Here is a 23,474-nt window from a genome sequence, read left to right as displayed (position 1 = left end):
TTGCCTTTTTTTTCATTTGGTAAATTTCTTAATACTTGTAACTAAAGCTTCAGGCCAGCACTTGATGCTGGAATCCAGAAATCTTTTGAGCACAAAAGTTACGCTAGGTTTTTGTTGGTAATACCAATTCTCATTATTAATGAACCAAATAAGAAGCATAGCAGAGTTGTTTAACCGTGGAAGGGGAAAGAGAGGTAATAAATTTACACAAAGCGCATTCAAGCAGAACAATTGTATCGTAGATTTTATTGCGCAAAATGTTCTGTTTTATATATAACCAAAACCTCTCAACAGGATTGAGTTCAGGTGAGTATGGTGGTAGGTATATAATTTCGATATTTTTAGGTGCCTTTAAATTTTTTGACTTATGCCAACTAGCGCAATCCATCAAGAGAAAAGCCTTTCGTATTCCTAAATATTGCGACATCTGTTCAAGGAATATATTTATACAATCAGTGTTGACGTTTGGTGCAAATAAGCTAAAATTCTCTCCATTTCTGGGATTAACTGCACTATAGAGATAAAAATTTTCCCTACCTAATTTTACCTTAACCTGTGTCCTACTGCCTTTTTTAAACCACCCATGTCCAACTTTCGAATGTGTACCAAACCGTGATTCATCGAAGAAAAATAGCTCTTTTCAGAATGCATGACAATAGTTTCATTGAGGTTTTTTTTTAAACTCCTCTTGCTTGTTTTTATCTTGTCCACTATGAACTGGTCTTGGTGTGATATATGAGAATTTCATTCTTTGCATATTACGATGTATTGCGGATTTTCTGATATTCAAACCAAATCTTTCTTGGATTCTTATTCTCATTTCTCTAATAGTAATATTGGGGTTTTCCTCTATCCACAACTCAATTCGTTCAAGTTGACTTTGGTTCAATATAGTTTTTCTACGGCGTTGAGGTGGAGCAAATAATTTTTCTTCTCTTCCAAATTTTATGTGCTTTATCCATGTAGTAATTGCCTTTCTCGAAATGCAACATATTTTTGCTACAGCTGTTATACTGTGCTTTTTTGCTGCAATTACAGCATTTAGTTTTTTTGCAACATACGCATTATTTCTTACTCTCTTCAGCATCTCTTTTGCTGATTTCACCACTTTTTCATCCAATAATTTTGATCTTAATGCCATCTAAACCTCGCTATTTTACTTACTTCAGTATGGCTTTTTTCCATTATTTTCTATTCGTTGCTTGTATAGCGGGAATTGGTATAAGAAACCAGTGTCAGCTACTTGGATGACACCAAAGGGGCACTTGGATAGAGGCTACTTGAATGACACCGTCATAAGGTGAAACTAGATTCCAGTGTCAGCTACTCGAATGACAAGAGAGGGGCTACTTGAATAACACCATCATTAAAATTGGATACTATAGCCCTTCCCATAATAGTCTAAAAAGAGTAAGATATAGATTTATAGTAGTGAAGGTAAGGATGCCAGTAGCATATAGTTATGACTTAAGGAAAAGGGTAATGGAAGCGTTGGATGAAGGAGAGAGTGGAGAAACTGTTGCCAAGAGATTTAAGATCGGAAAAACAACTTTATATGAGTGGAAGAAAAGACGTGAGAAAACGTGAGATTTTCAGTCAAAAAAGCCTGGAAGCATGGGCTATAACCATAAAATTACCGACTGGAATGCATTTGCCGAATTTGCAAATGAGCAAGGTGGCAAAACTCAGTCAGAGATGGCTAGGCTTTGGGGCAATATTAGTAGACAAACAATTCATCGAGCACTTAAAATATAGGATTCACAAGAAAAAAAGACCTATGGATACAAAGAAAGAAATGAGGAAAAGCGATCTCAATTTGCAAAGGTTATAGCGACAAAAGAACTTAAAGAATTAGTGTATATAGATGAGTCTGGCATTGATAGCAGTGAAGACTACCCTTATGGATATTGTCAGAAAGGACAGCGGTTTTATGCCCTAAAATCTGGCAAGAAAACTCAGCGAATCAGCATGGTTGCAGCCTTAAGTGGAAGAAAAATAATTGCTCCGTTAACCTTTGAAGGCCACTGCAATATGGATATCTTTAATAAATGGTTTGAGCAGTTTCTGACACCGATTTTGAAACCTGGACAAACTGTTATCCTTGATAATGCTACTTTTCATAAGTCTAATAAGATTACTGAACTTGCTAAAGGAGTTGGTGCAGAAATTTTATATCTACCTCCTTATTCTCCAGATTTTAACAAAATTGAGCATAATTGGTTTGCTATAAAAAACAGAATTAGGAAAAACATTCCTCTATTCACATCTTTTCGTCATGCTGTCGATTCTTCCTTCTTATGATTTTTTTGGACTATTATGGGAAGGGCTACAAATTGATAATGTGCTAACAAGCGTGATTTGGCTGAATGTAGAAAAAATTTAAAAAGCCACTACAATTTTTATGTAATTTGCCAATAAATATTTGAGTTTTTTACTGACTTTTTGATTGAGCCTGCAGGTCAAAAATAAGGATAAACACTCTTAGTATCATAGTAAAGGGAATGACAAAATTTGTAAAGTAGTTTTCACTCAAATGACGCCCAGGCAAAAACTATATGGTTATGCAAAAAATCTATTTTTAAAACTGTTAATATAACATAGAAAAAACCTCACCTTCATTAATAATAGATTACTTACCAATTGGGTAGTCACCAGTGAAACAAGCATCACAATATTGCGGTGTAGCATTGTTACGTTTTTCTGCTTTAACAGCTCTGTATAGCCCATCAATACTCAAAAAGGCTAAGCTATCTACTCCTATACTTTCCTTTATCTCTTCTATAGATTGAGTCGCAGCAATTAAATCTTTGCAATCTGGTGTATCTATTCCATAAAAACAAGAGTGCTTAATTGGTGGACTTGAAATTTTGAGGTGAATCTCTTTTACTCCTGCATCCTTTAGCATAACTATTATGTTTGTTAACGTACTACCACGCACTATACTATCATCTATTAAAATTATGTTTTTACCTTTCAAAGCGTGCTTATTAGCATTGAATTTTAATTTTATTCTAACTTTACGTACTTCAGCAGTTGGTTGTATAAAAGTTCTTCCTATGTAATGATTACGAATTATCCCCAGTTCCATAGGTAATCCTGAATGCTTTGCATATCCAATAGCTGCAGGTATTCCAGAATCAGGTATTGGTACAACCATATCTACATTGTTTTTTGGTGGGCTCTCTTCTGCAAGTATTCTTCCTATTTCTTTTCTTATATCATATATGGACCTCTTCTCCATTATGCTGTCTGGTCTCGAGAAGTAAACGTATTCAAAAATACAAAAACTTGATTTTTGCTGTGGGAAAGGAAACATTGAGGCTAGCTTACTAGCCGAACTGATGGTAACTAATTCGCCTGGTTCTATTTCTCTAATAAACTCTGCATTTATTATATCAAGAGCACAAGTTTCAGATGCAAGAACGTAAGAACCGTTTAACTTTCCTAAAACAAGAGGCCTGATTCCAGATGGATCACGTACTCCAATAACTACTTCTTGATTGATTACCACAAAAGAATAAGCACCTTGTATTTGCTTTAATGCATATATAAAACTCTCTAAAAAGCTATCTTTTTCACCGCTTGCTGTCAGATGCACTACTACTTCTGTATCAATATCTGACTGAAAAACGCACTCTTGTTTAATTAATTGTTCGCGTATCGGAGAAATATTAATTAAATTACCATTATGTGCTATGGCAAAATCCCCAAATTTGCCACTTTTGCCAAACATGGGCTGCACTCCAAATTTACTACCACTTGTTGAATATCGAACATGACCTATTGCACAATCTCCAGGTAAGGATTTCTTTATTTCATCTATATCATCAAATACACTGCTCACTTGACCCTGAAAGTGATAAGAGTGCAGCTTATCGTTGTTACTGGTTACTACGCCAAAAGACTCTTGACCTCTATGCTGCAAAGCGTGGAGAGCAAGTATAGAGTTAAAAGCAGCACTTTGGTTATAACTTATGCCAAATACCCCGCACTCCTCATGTACTTCATCAAGCATGAAAAATATTAAATAAAGCCTGATTGTACTTTAGTAGAGGCAAAGTACAAGAATTTTATTTGTTAATCCCTTTCAAAGTTGAAGCTTTCTACGGTAGTTTTGATGTATACCAGAAAGTAGGTTATATGCAATTAACCAATTTTGAGATTTTTGACAATTTTTTAGCACTGAAGAGAAAAAGATATTTTTATTGACTTATCTATGTATTGAAGTAATCACTAAAAAGTTTTATTGGTTATGGTATATAATATGTCTAATACCAATTCTCATTATTAATGAACCAAATAAGAAGCATAGCAGAGTTGTTTAACCGTGGAAGGGGAAAGAGAGGTAATAAATTTACACAAAGCGCATTCAAGCAGAACAATTGTATCGTAGATTTTATTGCGTAAAATGTTCTGTTTTATATATAACCAAAACCTCTCAACAGGATTGAGTTCAGGTGAGTATGGTGGTAGGTATATAATTTCGATATTTTTAGGTGCCTTTAAATTTTTTGACTTATGCCAACTAGCGCAATCCATCAAGAGAAAAGCCTTTCGTATTCCTAAATATTGCGACATCTGTTCAAGGAATATATTTATACAATCAGTGTTGACGTTTGGTGCAAATAAGCTAAAATTCTCTCCATTTCTGGGATTAACTGCACTATAGAGATAAAAATTTTCCCTACCTAATTTTACCTTAACCTGTGTCCTACTGCCTTTTTTAAACCACCCATGCCCAACTTTCGAATGTGTACCAAACCGTGATTCATCGAAGAAAAATAGCTCTTTTTCAGAATGCATGACAATAGTTTCATTGAGGTTTTTTTTAAAACTCCTCTTGCTTGTTTTTATCTTGTCCACTATGAACTGGTCTTGGTGTGATATATGAGAATTTCATTCTTTGCATATTACGATGTATTGCGGATTTTCTGATATTCAAACCAAATCTTTCTTGGATTCTTATTCTCATTTCTCTAATAACGCTAATTCTGGATTAAGGAAGGAAGAAAGTATAGGAAATGGAAGGCTTTTTGGATTTCAAGGAATAGGAAATGAGAGTAGAAAAGATGTGAACCAAGAAATTAACGGGAGACCTATGGCGAGTATGTTCAATTTCAAGTCTATTTTTGAGGTAGCCAAAAATCGTCTCAATGATCGACCTTTTTCTCAGCAAAATCTTTTCATGTAGTGAAATTAATGCGTTTTTCATCCCCTTTTTCACCTTGGTAACAAGTTTCAAACCGCGGTTAAACAACTCTTGGAAAAGCTCTTTTTTAATATAGCCTTTATCACCAAACAAAAGACCGGTTAATTTCTTAGTTAGGTTTGCTACAGGCTCTCTATCGTCAACATTACCTCTTGTAAGCGTAAAAGCTTGAATTTCACCTTTCTCGTTAATTATCAAATGTAGTTTAAAGCCGAAAAACCAGCCATATGTACTCTTGCTTAATTTTGCAATTCCAGCAAAAACCTTATTTCTTGATATTCTTTTTGCATGGCAAACTGCAATAGGAGTTGTATCTATGTATGAGATTCCAGTAAGTTCTGACCATCCGCAAAGGCACTGTAATAGCATGGCTAAATGCCACAAAACCCTGGGCTTTAGAGCAACAAACCTAGTGTATGAAGGCAACTTCGAAAACTCTGATTTGTAGAGCAATGTTAGGTAATGCAGGTAGAAAGCCTTAAAATTTTCACAGGGAGATTGCTGATACAGGAGGATTATTGTGATAATTTCCGAATGTGTAATTTCTGGCACTCTTGTGGGTTTTTACCGTTTGGCAGTAGTTTATCTGCAAAATTTTTCTCTATATCTCTGCAAAAATCATCGACCAGACAAAACAGTTTTGTTATATCTTCCATGGGTAACCTCATCTATTTTTTTCTATTTGTTGAGTTTACCCTACTCTCCTGACTTTTCTATTCTCTTTTTAATCCAGAATTAGCGTTAATAGGGAATTAAATTAATGTATTTTTAGGATAATAATTAAGAAATTAATTATAAACATTCATACGCATTCGATTGTAGTAGAGGATATGGGGCAGCAATTAGCACAAGAACTAAAGGCAAATGTGGTTGGTTGTCAAATAGTGATTGATTAAATCAACTTAGAGAGGTAAATAGCAGCTTTGCAGCTTGTTTTTATGAACAAAGATAAAACGTTGTAGCCAAGTGCGCTTTCGGCATTGTGCTGAATTGCAATATCTCTGTGCTCTAATTCCTCATCGCGAAATTTACTTATAGTTTCTCTTAATTCTCCATCTTCTAAATGTAAGACTTGCTCCTTGTAGTGCTCTCCGATCACTTCTTCAACTGCAGCAGTGCAAGCCATAGCGGCTTTTTTACCCATCATGGCAGTTACAACACCAAGTGATACCCCTAAAGCACCCCAAACTGGCAACAAAACAGTAGGACGAACTCTTTGCTCCTTGATTTTCTCATCAAAATAGTGGAAATGTTTTTTTTCCTGCTCCTCCATTTCAATTATTTTGTCAATTATGGAAGATTTTTTAAGAATAAATTTTTGACCGGAATAAATGCAAATGGCTCCATATTCGCCAGCATGATTTACTCTAATTGCTTGTTCTAAAAAATTTCCTTTCAATTTTTTTATATTGCTTTCCAATGTCTCCTCCCTTTATTTCTGCATTAGTACTACTATAAACCAATATATTATAGAGTAAATAAAATTCCATGCGTGCATTGCACCAACATTGTGATTACAGGAACTCAAGCAGCTATAGCAACGGCAAGAGTTACTTGACGGACTCCGCCATTCTCCTTAAAATAAGGGTGAAGATATATTATTTATCTTCAGTCTGTGCAGATAAAAGGACAAAAAGCTCAATATACTTGATGTTTAATTTTTTGCACTATGTGCACTCTATGTCTTTATAAAACTTTTACCCACATAAGCTAAAATGCGCTTATCAAAGCATTTAATACAATGAAAAACGCCAATTAAAAAAAAGGTAGTAGCTGATAGATTTTCTTTTGCCTTTTTCTCTGTTTAGTAAATTTTTCAATATTTAATGCAATTAGCCGGCACTGGGATGACAACGAGTAGTGAGCTAAACGTCCGTGTGGTTATTGGTATTATCAAGATATTCTCTAATCTTCTTTAAATCTTCCCAAGCTAAGCGTTTTTGTGCTGGTTGACGAAGTAGATAGGCTGGATGAAATATAGCGGCTGTGGTAATTGCATGAGATAAATATTGGTTAGTATAAGTATGAAATTTGCCACGCAAGTTCGATATAGTCTTTGTGTTATCAAGAAGGCTATAACATGCGATTCCTCCAACAAAAATCAGAATCTGCGGTAAAACAAGAGCAATATGCTTCTCAACAAATGGTCTGCACATATCAAGCTCTAGATCAGTTGGTTTTCTATTACCTGGTGGACGCCAAAACACGGTGTTGCTTATATATACCTTAGTGCGGTCCAGATTAATTGCACCGAGCATCTTATCGAGCAGCATTCCGCTTGCACCACAAAATGGTATGCCTTTCAGGTCTTCATTTGCTCCTGGTGCTTCACCAACAAGCATGATTTTTGCATTTGGATTACCATCGGAAAAAACAGTATTAGTTGCAGTTTTTTTTATTTCACAACCCTCAAATGACTTAACTGCGCTTCTTAGTTCATCTACACTACCACATTCACTTGCAAGCTTCCTTGCTTCAATGATCCAGTCACTTGGGAACATGGCTTTTTTCTGCTCGATGACAGAAGACTGTGCAGCTCTCTCATTTTCCACTTTTTTTTCCTCTTCACCTTCAGTTAGCGTGCAGTCAACACCCACTTCATGATAGAACTTCAACAATTCTAGATCTTCATTGTTCATAGTGCCTCTTAACCTTTTGAGCTTTTTTCATAGCCATATCGTACTTCAATTTAGACAAATGTCTAACGTATAATATACCATTTAAATGATCTAACTCATGCTGAATACACCTTGCAAGCCAACCACTAGCTTTTAGCGTCTGTTCTTCGTTATTTAAATTTTTATATTTCACAGTTAAATATTTTGGACGCTTAATTTCATGGCTTTGCTCTGGAATTGAAAGGCACCCTTCTTTGAGAATTACTTGTTCACCCGATAATTCTGTAATTTCAGGATTAATCATGCAAAATTTGCCAGTTGATTCATATCCTGCTGGCCCATCTTCAGCCTTCTCTGGCTGAACGTCCATGACAAAAACTCTCTTCATCACTCCAATTTGCACTGCAGCAAGGCCAAGACCATCTTCATGGTACATAGTTTCGAACATGTCATTTACTAATTCTTTAATTTTATCGGTTATATCTATTACTTCACTGGCACGTGTAGTTAACCTTTCATCAGGGGCAATTACAATTGGCAATTTAGACATAAAATTAAAATTTTATGTTTTATTTTTTCCTTTGTACAGTATTTTGGGTATATTAAAATGTTGCTGTATTTTTAATAGAAATATAAATTATTAAAGGAAGCTACAATTTGAGTGGAATTGTGTCATAAGGTCAACTAATGTACTCTGCAGTAATAATAAAACCAAAGCGAAATGTTTTTGCCGTTTTAGACGTAGGTACAACAAAAATTATCTGTCTCATTGTTAAGATCAATAGCAACTTCAGCTATAAAATAATAGGAACGGGTTATAAAAGTGCAGAAGGTATAAGCGGTGGATCAATAACTGATGCAAAGCATGCAAGTTACTCTATTTCATCAACTATAGGTTTAGCTGAGCAAGTATCAGAAGAGACTATAGACCAGATATATGTGAATGTAGCCGGATGTGGAGTCTCATCTTTTAACGTATATAACGAAATTATTGCAGCTAATCACGAAATTTCAGAACGAGACATAAAACGTGTAGTCTTTCAGACATTTGAGAAATATATCGAAGAAAATGTCATCATTCACAATATACCACTGAAATATCACTTAGATGATATGACTGACATAAAGGAAGTCAGTGGATTATATGGAAAAAGATTATCTGCTGATGTTAATGTTGTCACTGCTTCGCGTCCAGCGCTTACCAATATCGAAAATTGTATAACTAACAATAGTGGGATAAGTATGGCTGGTTGTGTTGCTTCTGCATATTCTGCAGGCCTTGCCTGTCTAAGTAAAGATGAAAAAGAGCTAGGAACTGCCGTTGTTGACATAGGAGGTGGATGCACTGCAATTGGAATTTTTAAGAGAGGAAAACTTGTGTACACAAGCAGCATTCCAATTGGTGGCATTCACATTACCCGAGATATAGCTTATGGACTATGCACAAGTATAGAGCATGCTGAACGCATAAAAATACTATACGGTAGCACTATTGTAACTTCAATAGATGAGAATGAATGTATTGCAGTGCAAAGTAATGAAAGCGATGAACCAACTCAAGTGTTTAAGTCTGAACTTGTTAACATCATAAGACCAAGGGTTGAGGAAATACTTGAGCTGATAAGAGAACAATTTCAAGAACAGAAAGATCCAATTAATAAAGTAGTGATCACAGGTGGAACCAGTCAACTCACAAGCATGAAAGAAATTGCAAGCTATATATTCAATAAACAAGTCCGTATCGGATGCCCTGAATCTTGTAGCGGTCTTGATGGCGAATACGACAAAAATCCTGTATTTTCTGCTGCTTTAGGCTCTATAAAGCTAATAGTTGACACCTTTTATAGAAATAATTCTGGAATGCTTGGTCACGATGGCAAAATAAGTAAGTTATACCATTGGGTTAAATCAAAAGTCACAGTCTAGATTTTTGTCTTTATCTCTTAATATACAAATGGCTTGATCTAGGAGCTTATTTTTATAGTATTATTACACTGATGTATCCGTAAGAGAAGCAGAAAATTACAATAAAACGTAAGAAACATGAACATAACTATACATTCACAAGAAGATTTTGACTTTATGCGTAAAGCTGGCAGGCTTGCAGCTGAAACCCTTGATTTTATTGCACCACACGTCAAAGTAGGCGTAACAACTAATGAATTAAATGATCTATGTCATGATTTTATAATCAATGCAGGTGCAATTCCAGCACCACTGAATTATAAGGGATATCCGAAATCAATTTGTACTTCGAAAAATGCTGTTGTATGTCATGGTATTCCTGATGATAAACCTCTTAAAGATGGAGATATTTTAAATATTGACGTTACAGTGATTTTAAATGGCTGGTATGGTGATACAAGTCGCATGTTTTGGACTGGTAAACCCTCAATAAAAGCAAAGCGTTTGTGTAATGCTACTTATAATGCGCTAATGGAAGCAATAAAACAAGTCAGGCCAGGCAATAAGTTAAATGAAATAGGACTTACTATAGAAAAATATATTGAAGATTTTGGATATTCTATCGTACGCAATTATTGTGGACATGGCATAGGAAAAACCTTTCATGCACCACCAAATGTAGTACATTTTTATGATGAAGGTGAGGATCTTATCTTAAAAGAAGGCATGTTTTTTACGGTAGAACCAATGATCAATGCTGGAAAACATGAAACTCTGCTCAGCAAGCTAGATGGCTGGACAGTGACAACACGTGATCTTTCACTTTCTGCACAGTTTGAGCATACGCTTGGAGTCACAAAAGATGGAGTTGAAATATTTACACTATCACCTAAAAATTGGCATTTTCCACCCTATGATTAGATTTTTTAAACACTTGGTTTTTGAAAAAATCTAACTCTTAACTTGTGATATAGCAACTAACCCAATTAGTGCACAGAAAATCATGTAAAAACTTGCTAAAGTTCCTTGTCCTGTAACTTTGATAATAGTTGTGCATATAAATGGTGCAAGACCACCAAAAAATCCCGAAGCTATATTTCTTGATAAACCAAATCCACTGTATCGTACCTTTATTGGGAATAATTCACACATAAACGCGCTAACAGGACCAAGAGAAGCAGCTATTGGGATTATAAAAAGAACGTGCGCCATTATGGTGAGCAAATTATTACCACTTAGTATCATTGAAAAAACTGGATAACTTACTACTATAAAAGTCACAAATGCAAATTTCATGACTCTTTCTCTCCCTACCTTATCAGAAAGTATTGCAAATAGTATAGTCAATCCTCCAAGTGCAACCTGATTCAATATTTCTACTGCGTGATTAAAGTGAGTGTTTATTGTTGATGCAAGTAGATTAAAAAACACTAAATATATGTAAAGAGATGCATTCTCAACTATGTCAACTCCAATTGATATTAGAAAAGGTTTTTTATAGCCATTTAACAGTTCTTTTAACGGTAATTCATGTGGCTTTTCCTGCTTTTTATATTCTGGGCTTTCATCGAGTATATATCTCATATATATACTGATTAATCCTATTACAAAACTGAAAATAAAAGGCAATCTCCATCCCCAAGATTCAAAATCGGATACTTTTTTGCATATAAGCACCACTATAAGACTTAATATTGAGCCAAGAATTGCGCTCAATACTTCAATACTGCCAAAGAATCCTCTTTTATTTTTAGGAGCATGCTCTATTAAAAATGGGGCATTTCCTGCCTCTCCTCCAAGAGATATACCCTGCAATAATCTTAAACATACCACCAGTACTGATGCGAGTACCCCAATGTTCTGATAGCCTGGAACAAATGCAATAAGTACGGTTGATAGAGTCATCAATATGATAGAGAGAAATAGAGCAATCCTTCTTCCATATTTATCTCCAATGTGGCCAAATATAGCAGCACCAATTGGTCTTATTAAGAAACCCACTGCAAACACTCCAAAAGCTTTAAGTATGCTGACTAATTTGTCGTCTGATGGAAAAAATACATCTCCGATTATGCTTATTAGATGGCTGAAAAGCATGTGATCATACCACAACAAAGTGTTACAAATTAAACTTGATAGTATTACTTTTGTTATTTGTTGCACGAAATCTTCCGTAATTTGTTTGATATTATAGTAATATTACTTACTTTTTCAAACGTGAATTATGTAAATATTATATTAATAATACTATCTTATTAAATTTTTATATCGTTGATTATATTTAAATATTCTTATACTATACCTATATATTTCCATATATTTTTTGGCGAGAAAGTTATTTTAATTTAAGTGCACAAAGTCTCTTGATATGACACATACTCCAGTTTTGTTAAAAGAGATGCTATTTCAATTAGCACCACAAAGTGGTGGTATATATGTGGATGCCACGTTTGGAGCTGGAGGATATAGCAAAGCAATATTGGAATCCGCTGATTGCAAAGTGTATGCAATTGATAGGGATGAAACAGTTACCAAATTTTATGATGATCTGAACGTTAAATACCCTGATAGAATAAATCTATTTATTGAGAAATTTAGTAATATTAAAAATTTGTTAGATAGTAATAATATTAAAGGTATCAATGGAATAGTTTTCGACGTTGGAGTTTCATCTATGCAGCTTGATAATGGAGATAGAGGATTCTCATTTCTACGTGATGGCCCACTTAACATGAGCATGGATAACTATTCTCGTATGAATGCTTCGACGTTTGTTAACGCTTTACGTGAAGAAGAGATTGCGAACACTATATATAATTATGGGGGTGAGCGTCATTCCCGCAGAATCGCAAGAGCGATAGTAAATGCGCGGAAGAAGAAAATTATCAAAACTACATTTGAACTTGCGGATATTGTACGTTCTGTAGTGTTTCGTAGAAAAAGCAAGATTGACCCTGCAACTAGGACATTTCAGGCAATCAGAATATGGGTAAATGATGAGCTAGGAGAGCTTGAAAAGGGTATTAAAGCTGCATCTGAGATTTTAAGTGAGAACGGCAAATTAATTGTAGTTACTTTTCATTCTTTAGAAGATCGTATAGTCAAAACTGTTTTTAAAGATTTATGTGAACCAGGATCTACTAAAACATTCTCCCTTTTAAATAAAAAAGTGATCAAAGCAAGTTCAGAAGAAATAAATGTAAATCCACGCGCGCGTTCAGCAAAACTCAGAGCTATACAAAGGCTATCATGAGGACCTTCTGTATCATTTCAATAATTGTGTTTTTTCTTAGTATTGTAGGACTATTTTAAGTAAAATTACATATTAAATAGAGAAACTAACACAAACAAAACGTAAAATTGATTTAGTACAAAGCAACATAAAAGTTCTACAAGCAGAATGGAGTTATTTGAGTAATCTAAAAAAACTTGCAGTCTTACGGAGAAATACCTAAAAAATAACCCTTTGATACTATAGTATTTTCTAAAATGAATAATAAATTACCATTATGGTATTACCAACCAAAAGTTGTAAGTCTGTACATTTATACATTAGAGGTCTGAGGCGGCTTTTGATGGTATGCCAACAGTGTTCTATGGGATTCAAATCTCACTTTTACCCACAAGTATAAAAAGCAAGTAAGATAGAGAAAAATATACTTAAGATGAGGTAAAAATGTGTGAAGTAAATAGAAATGTACAATGTGCTGATGGCTTAGGAGATAAATGGCTAGAAAAAGAGTTGAGACATGTTAATCTGGGAGATGTAAGGCTTAATACAAGACTTATTAAAACAAGCTATTTAATAGAGAATAAGGCGTCTGGGTCAATTAGTCAAAGCTGTGTAGGATGGAAAGAAGCTAAAGGTGCATACAGATTATTTAGCAATGAGAAGCTTGAAGCTAAGGAAATTTATTCTTCCCATTATAAAGAAACTATGGAAAGGATAAAAGGAAATGAGCTGGTATTTTCAGTTCAAGATACAAGTTATTTGGATTTTGACTCTCATATAAAGACTAAGGGTCTAGGTAGTATTTCTAAAGCCTATACAAAATATAAAAAGGGTTTGTTATTGCACAGTAACTTAATGGTTAACAAAGACGGATTACCTTTAGGGCTATCTTCTCAACAGTGTTGGGCACGTTCTATCAGGGAAGAAACAGCCCAAGAAAAAGCAAACAGGAAATACCGTACTGCTATAAAGGAGAAAGAAAGCTATAAGTGGATAGCGGCACTAAAAGAAACCCTAAATAACCTCGCAGAAGGTGTACAGCTTGTTACTATTGGTGATAGGGAAGCAGATATTTTTAAGTTTTTATGGACTGTTGAATCATTGGACAGTTTTTATGTAATCCGCAACCGAACTAATAGGAAATTCATCTGTATTGAAGGGGGAAAAACGGATTTGCAAACACGTATAACTCAACTGCCTGTAAAAAAGGAAATTGTCTTGAATGTTGCTGAAAATAAATACCAGATCTCAAGAAAAGCTAACATTGAAGTCAGGTATATGAAAGGCTATATACCTATCAGATCTCCTTACATTTATGGATCGAAAGATACAGAGCATAAAATAAGTGATAAAATCGCTATATATGTAGTAAGTGCCAAAGAAACAAATCCTCCTGAAAGAGTAGAAGCTATTGATTGGACTTTGCTGACTAATATACCAGTTAATAGCACTTTAGATGCTATAGAAAGGATAAATTGGTATAAGCTAAGATGGAAAATCGAGGAGTATTTTAGGATTTTAAAATCAGGATGTAAGGTAGAAAGCTCTCGTTTAGCTACAAAAGAAAGATTAGAGAAATTAATCGCTATAAAGAGCATTATTGCATTTAATATTTTATATTTAACAAAAATCGCTTTATCGAATCCTATGGAGGTTTGTACTAAGGTTTTAAGTAATGAAGAGTGGAAAACCCTTTACATACGTGAGCATAAAGTAGCCAAATTGCCAGAAGAACCTCCAAACATAAAACAAGCTATTATTTGGTTAGGAAAATTAGGTGGATTTATGAATAGAAAAAGTGATAATTTACCAGGAACTATGACTCTATGGCGTGGTTATGAAAACCTCAGGGAAAGCATGGTTATGCTTCGCATAATGACCTCTCAAAGTTGTGGGTAAAAGTGAGATTTGAATCCCATAGAACACTGTTGGCATACCATCAAAAGCCGCCTCAGACCTCTAATGTATAAATGTACAGACTTACAACTTTTGGTTGGTAATACCATAATGGAAATTTATCATTCATTTTAGAAAATACTATAGTTAGGAAAGTAACAGCTTGCTAGCAGGCTGTTGCTTTCTTTCACATACCATTTCAATACAACTGAATTAGGAAATCTATTTTAGGACTTTCGGCTTATAGTTCTCATCATGTTTTGCAAACACCGTATCTGCAAGAAAGGTACCATTATCAAACATTTTACCTTGTACAACAACACCACTTTTTTCTGAAAACATTGGTGGAAGTATTCCCTGATATTTCACCATAACGCTCTTATTAAAATCTGTCATCTGAAAAATTACTTCGCTTTCGCTCCGTATCACGCTATTTTCAACAATCATTCCACCAACACGGATTGGCTTTTGATTATTTGGTAAAACTATTGCCTCACTTACTGTATAGAAAAATGAGATATTTTCTTTGAGCGTTGTTAAAATAAAAAAAACTGCACAACTTAAAAAGCAGAAAATTCCTGAAGTTATAAGTAATCGCTTATGTTTCTTCTTCATTGTTGCTTTTAAGACTTTCTAAGTTTTTTTTACTTTTTATATAGCAAGAAACGGTAAAAATCAAATTTCCACCAATCAGTATGAAACTAATAAGGTAAGCAAAAATTACATATGTATTCATAATGCACTGCCAATAAATAACTCACCTGCATCAAAATAAATTAAGCTTCCATCCTTTTGCTGCAATACCAATTTACCACTTTTATCTATATCAGCAAAAATTCCTTCATACAATTTGTCAGCTAACTTTACACTGATTTGCTCATTCATTTTGAATGCTTTTTTTAACCACATTTCTCTTATAGCATAAAACCCATCAAATAGCCATTGCTTTCTTAGCTTATTAAAATTTATTATTAATTCCTTTAATAGATCCATGTTAGACACAGATTCACCGTAATTGCTAATGCACGTTGTGCCTGGAAGTGGCGCATGATTGACATTAATTCCAATTCCTATAATGAGCCAATTTGAATTGGATTTTTTTTCAAGCAATATTCCGCTTATTTTCTTGCCATCGATTAGAACATCATTTGGCCATTTATATTGAAGATTGAGATCGTTTATGAATGGATCTCTTGTCATCCCAGTGCTTTGACACTGGGATCCAGAAGAAAAAGTATGGATTCCAGTGTCACGCACTGGAATAACACCGCAGTGGGTTTGATTATTCAAGAAATTTAACGATAATAAAGTATTTCCAACAGCAAGAGCAGTCACAAAAGTCAATTCTGTCAATTTGCTGACATCCTTTTCTTGGTTAATTATCAAACTCGCATAGAGATTACCCTCTGGAGAAATCCAGCTTTTTCCAGTGCGTCCCCTGCCTTCTGTTTGTTTATCAGCAATAATGACAGTTTCATTTGATATCCCTTTCTCAATTAAACCCAATGCTTCTTTATTAGTACTTGGAACTTCTTTGTAATGATGAATATGAAAGCCCTCAAATGTTTCAGGGATCATTTTCTTAATTCTATCAAAAAACTCTCTTATCCAGAAAAACTGTTGCCACGGCTAGCAGAACTTGATAACACAGGTGATTGCATACTGCTATATGAAGGCCTATTTTCATTTACGTCATAGGGCATTGCTTCAGGACCGCTGTTAACATTTGTTTCAGTAAGTGGAAATTCCCGTTTGTAATTAGGAGCTTCCTCTGCATGCTCAGAAGGTCTAGAATTTACTTGATAACCAACGCTATCAAAATTTTTTTTATTTACATCATATAAAAGCTTCTTCTTTGATTGAAAGGACTGCACTGATGAATTGTCACTTCCTAAACTTTCTTGTAGCCTATCTGGTTCTCGTATTGAGCTCTCAAAGTCACTGCCCCCAAGAAATATAACTATCTGTCATACTAGCTTGTGTTTCTCTCCACCTAGCTTGTGTTTCTCTCCACTTCGATTTCATCTCACTTAAACTCATCCGTAATATCACATTCAGATTTGGAAGTGATTTGGATCTACGTAAATTATTCTGTCTTGTTTTTTGAAATTCCTCAAATGCAGCCTTAAATTTCAAGAGCGAATTCGAATCATCTAATATAGCTCTAAGCGCTAGGGAAAGTTGCTGTGAAGTTAGAGATTGCTCTGGCAGATTCGGTGGAAGTGACATATTTTCTTGATAATTTTTGATGGAATTACTACCATCTTCCAAATTGTTGTGCGCACCCATGATTATCGATGGCAAGCTAGGAAATGGTTCAAATTGATTCATGCTATTCAGAGGCAAGTTAGTTTCTGGATATGATGGCAACGATTCCTCTGTTTGGTTAGCTTGCTGATCAGCACCATTAGCAATAACGTTTCCAGGTTGCGGTGTTTCTGTTTTTTTCACTGGATCATCAACTGGTGGTTGTTGTGGAATATGAATAACCGACTTTTCAGGCTCTTGCGAAAGCAACGGTGACGTAGGAGTAGGTGCATCTTTTTCTTGTACTAGACTTTGTCCTTTTTCTTCATTTTTACTTCTTGGTTCGCTACTAACCTTATTAGATTTACCCTTACTGCGTATGGCAGAAATAGTAAATGCTGCTAATGTAATTACTGAAGCTAATGCAGCAACTACAGAAATGGCAAAAATTGCCAGAGGAGCTGTAGAAATTACAATACCAAATTTAATTGCTAAAGCAACATAAGGGAAATATAAAACAGCTACAGTGCTCGATCCTCCTAGCAAGAGAGCGGCAATCGAAAATTTCAAAACAGTTTTTCTTTTACTCATTTTTCACCACAAAATATTAATTAATCACTAATTATAAACACTAAATTGTTAATTTGTCAATGAATTAATCAATGAGTAAAGATCTTCTGCGTACAAGAAAAGAATAAGATTGATCAGTGAAGCCACTGAAGTGATAATGAATAGACCCTTAGAATAAGCAACCTTATTACCACTTGCTTTATCGAAATACATAACTTTCATGATATTTAAATAATAGTAGCATGATATCACACTCGCTATTACAAGGATCAAAGACAGGCTGATAAAGCCAGAATTTATTAAACTTTTGAATATAAAAAATTTAGCGATAAAACCCGCAAGTGGAGGTATTCCCGACATCGAGAGTAACAGCACAGAAAGATGAAATGCTACAATTGGGCGTTTCTTCCCTATACCAGACAAGTTTGCAATATCACAATCGTCATCGTCAATTTGTATAAGATATGAGAATAGCCCTATGCTTGTGATGATATATATCACCAAATACATTAAGGCACTATCTGTTCCTGCTTGTGTAAAAATAGAAAGTGAAGCAAATATAAAACCAATGTGACCAATTGAACTGTAAGCAAGCAGCCTTTTTAAGTTTTGCTGACGCAAGGCCCCAAAAGCTGAGATAAGCACAGACAATGCTGAAACGTATAAGAAAATAGGCTGAACATAACTTTTTACATTTACTAACTCTTCATTCATCAATCGAATTAAAAATGTTACAAGTGCAGCTTTTGGAGCTGTAGAAAAAAAAGCAGTTACTATGGTAGGTGCGCCTTGATAGACATCTGGAGCCCACATATGAAAAGGAGCAATAGCAAGCTTGAAACACAAACCAATAAGGATAAAAACTAACCCAAAAACTATTCCATAAGTTATCTGATGGTTTTGCAAGAATGAACCGAGCTCAGAGAAATTAACTTGTCCTGTATATCCATAAAGCAGCGACATACCATACAGCATAATGCAGGAAGATAGTGCACTAAGTGTAAAATATTTCACTCCTGCTTCACATGAATAAGCTGAATCTTTATTAAAGCTCGAAAGAACATATAAAGATATACTCATCAACTCAAAAGCTAAATAAAAAGAAATCAGACTATTTGCTGAAACCAAAGTTATCATGCCAAATAGCGCAAAAAGAATCAGTATTGAAAATTCATATTTATAGTCATATTTTGATAAATTCAGCATCAAAAGTATTAAAATTCCTGTGCTGAGAATTAACCCTTGTGCTGACCTGATGTATAAATTGAGTTTTAACAACGAATTAAAGAGAAAAATTTCATTGTTTTCTGCCGAAATAATTAAAATAATCAAAATTACCACTGTGCAGCCAAATGCTAATAAGTTGATAGTTCTGCGGTTAAATATAATCCCAAGCAGCAGCAACACTAACGAGGAGATAATAGAGAACGTTTCCGGCAATATCTGTATATAATTCATAGCGCATTATATTTGACTAACAAATTTGCCATACATGGCTTCAAATAATTCAGTGCAAGGGTTGGGTAGAATCCAAGCAAAATAACAAACACTGCGAGCAGAATTAAGACAGAAAATTCTATGCTATCCAAACGGTTACTTAATAATTTAGAATAGCTAACCCCCCATATTATTTGCTTACATAAATTCAGCATATAAACTGCGCTTAAAATAGTGCCAAGTGCGATAAATCCTGTAAAAAACCCTATGCTCTTAAACATCCCAACCATAGCCAAAAACTCACCTGCGAACCCAGATGTTCCAGGTAGCCCTATTGAAGCCATTGAAAATAAAATGAACATAAAACCAAATTTTGGCATTGTGTTTACTATGCCAAAATATTTTGCAATCTCCAAAGTCCCAGTTCGAGTATATAGCATTCCAGCACACAAAAATAAAGCAGCAGAAATAAGGCCATGACTAATCATTTGAAATATGCTACCCAGTACTCCTTCCTCACAAAATGAAAAGAGGCCAGCAGTAACGATCCCCATATGTGCTATTGAAGAATAAGCTATTAACTTCTTTATATCATCTTGAGCAAACGCAACTAGAGAAGCATATATCACCGCAATAATGCTCAGCACAACAACGAAATTTGAAAAATACAAACTTGCCTGAGGAAGCATTGGAATAGAAAACCTTAAAAATCCATATCCCCCCATTTTAATAAGCAAGCCAGCTAAAATCACAGATCCAGAAGTTGGTGATTGCACATGCGCATCAGGAAGCCAAGTGTGAAATGGAAACATAGGTACTTTTATTGCAAAAGAAATAAAAAATGTAATCCACAGCAATGACTGCACTTCAAGATCAAGGCTTGGCACTAATGTAGCTAATTTTTGTATATTAAACGTCCCAAAAGTACTATAGATATACACCAAGCCAAGCAGAAATAATAATGAGCCAGTTAATGTATAAAGAAATAACTTAAACGTCGCATATATCCTTTGCTTCCCTCCCCAAATGCCAATAATAAAGAACATTGGTATTAAAACAGCTTCAAAAAACACATAAAAGCTTATAGCATTCAGTGAAACGAAAAAACCGACTACAAAACTCTCAAGCAGTAGAAATAATGCCATATAGGCTTTTAGGGTCGTATAACTCATTTTGCAGTTATAGAGTATACAAATTACAAACAAGAAAGTTGTAAGCAGAAGGAAAAGCAACGATATACCATCTATCCCTATTCCTACATTCTTGATTGGATAGCTGACAAACTGAAAGTCCGCATTGTTATAATCAAATTCTATACAAGCTACAATGCTAAGCAAAAATGGAAGTATAGCAAAAAATAGGGCAAGGAATTTTAGGTGTATAGATTGATGATTAATCCTGATCGAGGATAAAATCAACGCTCCTATCAGTGGAAGCAAGAATATACTAAGTAACAACACCTTCTATTTAATTCCAATAATATATAAAGCACCGATTATTAAAGTAACAAACATAATAAATGCATAATCAAATATATAACCAGTTTGTAACTTTATAGAACTTTTTGAACATTCATTAACCAACCTTACAACACCATTTGGTCCAAATGAATCAATAGCCTTAACATCAAACTTCCATAGAAGCCTAGATATAAACCTTATCGGTGTAATTATAACAAACTCATACACCTCATCAAAGTACCATTTATTCTGCAAAAACTTAAGTAAAAATTTACTCTTAATTTGCCTAATTACTTGATATTGGTAAATTAGGTACGCAAGTGCTATTCCACTTAGGCTTGCTAAGGTTGGCAGCAGTTTTATAAAGAAATTATGAACTCCATGCTCATCAATCACCATTAAACTTGATTTCCAAAACGCATTACTAGTTATGTTCAAAATATTTGCTCCCCACACTCCAGAAAATACCGATCCAAAAGCAAGTATCAGTAATGGTATAAGCATAATCTTTGGTGCTTCATGTATATTAATTTTACTTTGTTTTTGGCTATGGAACACAAGAAGCAACAACCTCCAAGAGTAGAATGCCGTAAAGAATGCAACAACTAAGCTTATTACAAAAGCAAAGCTATCCGTGCTATAAGCATGTTCAATTATCAGATCCTTTGAGTAAAAACCTGCAAATGGAAATATTCCAGAAAGCGCAAGAGACCCAATCCACATGAGAGTGTAAGTGCAAGGGATTTTCTTCCAGCAATTTCCCATTTTCTGAATGCTTTGCTCATGATGCATTGCATGAATTACATTGCCAGCACCAAGAAATAGTAGAGCTTTAAAAAAAGCGTGTGTCATTAAATGAAAAATAGCAACATTGTAAGCAGAAAGCCCACATGCCATGAACATATAACCAAGTTGACTGCAGGTTGAATAAGCAATTATTTTCTTTATATCGTTCTGAGTAATTGCAACGGTGGCTGCAAAAAAAGCAGTGAGTGCTCCAACGATAACTATTAATTCTCGTGCCACATTTGATAACTCAAACAATGGAGAACACTTTGCTACTAAAAATATACCTGCTGTTACCATCGTTGCTGCGTGAATAAGTGCAGAAACAGGAGTTGGCCCTTCCATTGCATCTGGCAACCAAACATGTAAACCAAGCTGTGCAGACTTACCCATACAGCCAATAAAAAGTAATATGCATATTATATGAGTTACTTTGAATTCACAGCAGAATGCCCTAATGTTCTGCGTGCCAAGAAGATCAGTTGTGTCAAAAACTTCAGTAAAATTCAAAGAGTGAAATGTATAATAAATAAGAAAGGTTCCAATCAATAGTGCAAAGTCTCCTACCCTATTCACAACAAATGCTTTAATTGCTGCATTATTTGCAGAATATTTTTGGAACCAAAATCCTATGAGTAAATAAGAACATAGGCCAACCCCTTCCCAGCCAAAAAAAAGCTGCACGAAATTATCGCTTACAACCAGCACAATCATGCAAAACGTAAATAGCGATAGGTAAGAAAAAAACCTCGACTTCCCCTTATCATGCTCCATATAACCGATAGAGTAGAGATGTACTACCAGTGAAACGGTGGTAATAACAATAAGCATTAAGGATGAGAGAGCATCCACACTAATTGCCCAATTTACTTTTAAGATGCTCAATGAAAACAAAGGAAATAAACTCAAGTGATAATTTTCAGAGAAGGTGAGAAAAACATACCAAGATAAAACTGCAGATATTCCAACCCCTGCCGTTGTAACTAACTGACTTTTTCTAAAAAGTGCTGCAAATAGCGAACCAAAAAGTGGCAAAAATACTATTAATTTCAGTATATCCATCATACTTTCATTCTTTCATTAAATTTGCTTGTTCAACATCTATATTGCCACGGCTTCTATAATATACAACCAATATTGCAAGCCCAACTCCTGACTCTGCTGCTGCAACAGTCAACACAAACATCACAAAAATTTGCCCAACTATATCATTCATAAAGGCAGAAAAAGCAACTAAGTTGATATTAATTGCCAGCAATAATATTTCTATTGATAACAATATATTGATTATGCTCTTACGGTTGATGAAAATACCGCACACTCCAATAGTGAACAAAACAGCAGCAACTATCAAAAAGTGATTTAATCCTATTTCCATTCTACTCCTTTTCCAAATTTAGCCTTAATCAATTTTACAGATGAAGATTGTGTCAATTGCTTTAATACATTCTGTTTTTTAACTCCTTTTTTCTTGTCCTGCAAAGTAAGAGCAATTGCACCGACAATTGCAACAAGCAGCAGAATACCAGAAAGATGAAAAGCGTACATGTAGTCGGTATACAGCAAATTACCAATAGCTTTCACATTATTGGTATTATAGTTTATAACATTGCTTATATTCGGTGCTGAGCTGCGGATTACAAAGCTGATGACTAGAAAAAACACAACACACAACATAGCACCAAGAGTGCAATGCTTTGCAAAACCCTGGCGCAACCTTATGTAGTCAATATCGAGCATCATAACTACAAAGAGGAACAACACCGCAACCGCACCGATGTATACTATCATCACCATCATAGCAATGAACTCAGCTCCAAGGAGAATGAAAAGAACTGCAGAGTTAACGAAGGTGAAAATTAAAAATAATACTGCATGCACAGGATTTCTTACACTAATTACGCATACAGCAGATAAAATGCTGAGAATTGCAAAAAAATAAAAGAAAAAAGGCATCGATACTTTAACTGCAACAATAGTTACTAACTTAAGGTAATTGTTGCTGTAAAGTCAATACTATATTAAAGATTTGAAAATATCGTACTACAAGCTTCAACTCCTCAGTAATGCAATAAACAATCTTGACAATCTTGATTTATTAATATATAATGTAT

General features: G+C 34.7%; 18 protein-coding genes and 4 pseudogenes. 5 read left to right on the top strand and 17 right to left on the bottom strand.

The features are described 5' to 3' along the window. Window positions 1–136: 136 nt before the first annotated feature. Window positions 137–1,141, bottom strand: a pseudogene (locus tag O1Q06_RS06785) (IS630 family transposase). A 302-nt stretch (window positions 1,142–1,443) separates the two neighbouring features. Here O1Q06_RS06785 and O1Q06_RS06780 point away from each other — a divergent pair. After that, window positions 1,444–2,301 (top strand): annotated as a pseudogene (locus O1Q06_RS06780) (IS630 family transposase). Window positions 2,302–2,629: 328 nt separating this feature from the next. On the opposite strand, the gene purF reads toward O1Q06_RS06780, so the two are convergent. The 6 genes and pseudogenes from purF to def form a co-directional block, all read right to left on the bottom strand. Beyond that, entirely contained in the window at window positions 2,630–4,015 is a 1,386-nt protein-coding gene (purF, locus tag O1Q06_RS06775; protein WP_410542489.1) for an amidophosphoribosyltransferase, read from the bottom strand. Between the two features lie 272 nt (window positions 4,016–4,287). Beyond that, window positions 4,288–4,981, bottom strand: a pseudogene (locus tag O1Q06_RS06770) (IS630 family transposase); the annotation flags it as partial. 15 nt (window positions 4,982–4,996) lie between these two features. Then, window positions 4,997–5,865: pseudogene (locus O1Q06_RS06765) on the bottom strand (IS982 family transposase). A gap of 236 nt (window positions 5,866–6,101) precedes the next feature. Further along, on the bottom strand, window positions 6,102–6,629 hold the full coding sequence (locus O1Q06_RS06760; protein WP_410542488.1) for a demethoxyubiquinone hydroxylase family protein: 528 nt from the start codon (window positions 6,627–6,629) through the stop codon (window positions 6,102–6,104). 445 nt (window positions 6,630–7,074) lie between these two features. Next, complete coding sequence (locus O1Q06_RS06755) at window positions 7,075–7,848, bottom strand: uracil-DNA glycosylase family protein (protein ID WP_010403847.1); 774 nt, start codon at window positions 7,846–7,848, stop codon at window positions 7,075–7,077. Then, window positions 7,838–8,377: a peptide deformylase gene (gene def, locus O1Q06_RS06750; RefSeq protein WP_264376708.1), complete on the bottom strand. Its 540-nt coding sequence runs from the start codon at window positions 8,375–8,377 to the stop codon at window positions 7,838–7,840. Before def ends, O1Q06_RS06755 begins: the two co-directional genes overlap by 11 nt. A 137-nt stretch (window positions 8,378–8,514) precedes the next feature. Between def and ftsA the strand changes: the two genes are divergently transcribed. After that, the gene (gene ftsA / locus O1Q06_RS06745; RefSeq protein WP_410542487.1) at window positions 8,515–9,753 is read left to right on the top strand and encodes a cell division protein FtsA; all 1,239 of its coding nucleotides are present in this window, start codon (window positions 8,515–8,517) and stop codon (window positions 9,751–9,753) included. A 117-nt stretch (window positions 9,754–9,870) separates the two neighbouring features. Beyond that, complete coding sequence (map, locus tag O1Q06_RS06740; protein WP_410542486.1) at window positions 9,871–10,653, top strand: type I methionyl aminopeptidase; 783 nt, start codon at window positions 9,871–9,873, stop codon at window positions 10,651–10,653. Window positions 10,654–10,683: 30 nt separating this feature from the next. Here the strand turns inward: map and O1Q06_RS06735 are convergent, their stop codons facing one another. Then, the gene (locus O1Q06_RS06735) at window positions 10,684–11,895 is read right to left on the bottom strand and encodes an MFS transporter (RefSeq protein ID WP_012481950.1); all 1,212 of its coding nucleotides are present in this window, start codon (window positions 11,893–11,895) and stop codon (window positions 10,684–10,686) included. Window positions 11,896–12,100: 205 nt separating this feature from the next. Between O1Q06_RS06735 and rsmH the strand changes: the two genes are divergently transcribed. Next, the gene (gene rsmH, locus O1Q06_RS06730) at window positions 12,101–12,985 is read left to right on the top strand and encodes a 16S rRNA (cytosine(1402)-N(4))-methyltransferase RsmH (RefSeq protein WP_410542485.1); all 885 of its coding nucleotides are present in this window, start codon (window positions 12,101–12,103) and stop codon (window positions 12,983–12,985) included. A gap of 423 nt (window positions 12,986–13,408) precedes the next feature. Next, a complete protein-coding gene (locus O1Q06_RS06725) occupies window positions 13,409–14,863 on the top strand; it encodes an IS4 family transposase (RefSeq protein WP_410542309.1) in 1,455 nt (484 codons plus the stop codon). A 219-nt stretch (window positions 14,864–15,082) separates the two neighbouring features. On the opposite strand, the gene ccmE is transcribed toward O1Q06_RS06725, so the two are convergent. From ccmE to O1Q06_RS06680, 9 genes are all read right to left on the bottom strand, one after another. After that, window positions 15,083–15,475: a cytochrome c maturation protein CcmE gene (ccmE, locus tag O1Q06_RS06720; protein WP_012481969.1), complete on the bottom strand. Its 393-nt coding sequence runs from the start codon at window positions 15,473–15,475 to the stop codon at window positions 15,083–15,085. Window positions 15,476–15,592: 117 nt separating this feature from the next. Further along, window positions 15,593–16,438, bottom strand: coding sequence for a biotin--[acetyl-CoA-carboxylase] ligase (locus O1Q06_RS06715; protein WP_410542484.1), 846 nt, complete (start codon window positions 16,436–16,438; stop codon window positions 15,593–15,595). Between the two features lie 26 nt (window positions 16,439–16,464). Next, a complete protein-coding gene (locus O1Q06_RS06710; protein ID WP_410542483.1) occupies window positions 16,465–16,734 on the bottom strand; it encodes a hypothetical protein in 270 nt (89 codons plus the stop codon). A 64-nt stretch (window positions 16,735–16,798) separates the two neighbouring features. Further along, the gene (locus tag O1Q06_RS06705; RefSeq protein WP_410542482.1) at window positions 16,799–17,698 is read right to left on the bottom strand and encodes a hypothetical protein; all 900 of its coding nucleotides are present in this window, start codon (window positions 17,696–17,698) and stop codon (window positions 16,799–16,801) included. A gap of 48 nt (window positions 17,699–17,746) precedes the next feature. Continuing rightward, entirely contained in the window at window positions 17,747–19,135 is a 1,389-nt protein-coding gene (locus tag O1Q06_RS06700; protein ID WP_410542481.1) for an NADH-quinone oxidoreductase subunit N, read from the bottom strand. Continuing rightward, entirely contained in the window at window positions 19,132–20,574 is a 1,443-nt protein-coding gene (locus tag O1Q06_RS06695; protein WP_410542480.1) for a complex I subunit 4 family protein, read from the bottom strand. Before O1Q06_RS06695 ends, O1Q06_RS06700 begins: the two co-directional genes overlap by 4 nt. A gap of 3 nt (window positions 20,575–20,577) precedes the next feature. Then, window positions 20,578–22,425, bottom strand: a complete 1,848-nt coding sequence (gene nuoL / locus O1Q06_RS06690) for an NADH-quinone oxidoreductase subunit L (protein ID WP_410542479.1) — start codon at window positions 22,423–22,425, stop codon at window positions 20,578–20,580. Window positions 22,426–22,429: 4 nt separating this feature from the next. Further along, the gene (nuoK, locus tag O1Q06_RS06685) at window positions 22,430–22,738 is read right to left on the bottom strand and encodes an NADH-quinone oxidoreductase subunit NuoK (RefSeq protein WP_006012916.1); all 309 of its coding nucleotides are present in this window, start codon (window positions 22,736–22,738) and stop codon (window positions 22,430–22,432) included. Then, the gene (locus tag O1Q06_RS06680; protein WP_006279581.1) at window positions 22,729–23,316 is read right to left on the bottom strand and encodes an NADH-quinone oxidoreductase subunit J; all 588 of its coding nucleotides are present in this window, start codon (window positions 23,314–23,316) and stop codon (window positions 22,729–22,731) included. The genes nuoK and O1Q06_RS06680 overlap by 10 nt, the downstream gene beginning before the upstream one ends. Window positions 23,317–23,474 lie beyond the last annotated feature (158 nt).

It is taken from the genome of Wolbachia endosymbiont of Tetranychus urticae, from assembly GCF_046529255.1.
GTDB lineage: Bacteria > Pseudomonadota > Alphaproteobacteria > Rickettsiales > Anaplasmataceae > Wolbachia.
The sequence above is the reverse complement of the archived record's forward strand: the minus strand, read 5'-3'. Positions and strand labels throughout refer to the sequence as shown.

Excerpts from the sequence above, each read along its gene's own strand:
- def (WP_264376708.1), bottom strand. The coding sequence starts at position 8,377 with ATGTCTAAATTGCCAATTGTAATTGCCCCTGATGAAAGGTTAACTACA.
- O1Q06_RS06715 (WP_410542484.1), bottom strand. The coding sequence starts at position 16,438 with ATGATCCCTGAAACATTTGAGGGCTTTCATATTCATCATTACAAAGAA.
- O1Q06_RS06755 (WP_010403847.1), bottom strand. The coding sequence starts at position 7,848 with ATGAACAATGAAGATCTAGAATTGTTGAAGTTCTATCATGAAGTGGGT.
- nuoK (WP_006012916.1), bottom strand. The coding sequence starts at position 22,738 with ATGGAAATAGGATTAAATCACTTTTTGATAGTTGCTGCTGTTTTGTTC.
- O1Q06_RS06725 (WP_410542309.1), top strand. The coding sequence starts at position 13,409 with ATGTGTGAAGTAAATAGAAATGTACAATGTGCTGATGGCTTAGGAGAT.
- O1Q06_RS06705 (WP_410542482.1), bottom strand. The coding sequence starts at position 17,698 with ATGAGTAAAAGAAAAACTGTTTTGAAATTTTCGATTGCCGCTCTCTTG.
- O1Q06_RS06680 (WP_006279581.1), bottom strand. The coding sequence starts at position 23,316 with ATGCCTTTTTTCTTTTATTTTTTTGCAATTCTCAGCATTTTATCTGCT.
- ccmE (WP_012481969.1), bottom strand. The coding sequence starts at position 15,475 with ATGAAGAAGAAACATAAGCGATTACTTATAACTTCAGGAATTTTCTGC.
- purF (WP_410542489.1), bottom strand. The coding sequence starts at position 4,015 with ATGCTTGATGAAGTACATGAGGAGTGCGGGGTATTTGGCATAAGTTAT.
- map (WP_410542486.1), top strand. The coding sequence starts at position 9,871 with ATGAACATAACTATACATTCACAAGAAGATTTTGACTTTATGCGTAAA.
- nuoL (WP_410542479.1), bottom strand. The coding sequence starts at position 22,425 with ATGATGGATATACTGAAATTAATAGTATTTTTGCCACTTTTTGGTTCG.
- rsmH (WP_410542485.1), top strand. The coding sequence starts at position 12,101 with ATGACACATACTCCAGTTTTGTTAAAAGAGATGCTATTTCAATTAGCA.
- ftsA (WP_410542487.1), top strand. The coding sequence starts at position 8,515 with ATGTACTCTGCAGTAATAATAAAACCAAAGCGAAATGTTTTTGCCGTT.
- O1Q06_RS06700 (WP_410542481.1), bottom strand. The coding sequence starts at position 19,135 with ATGAATTATATACAGATATTGCCGGAAACGTTCTCTATTATCTCCTCG.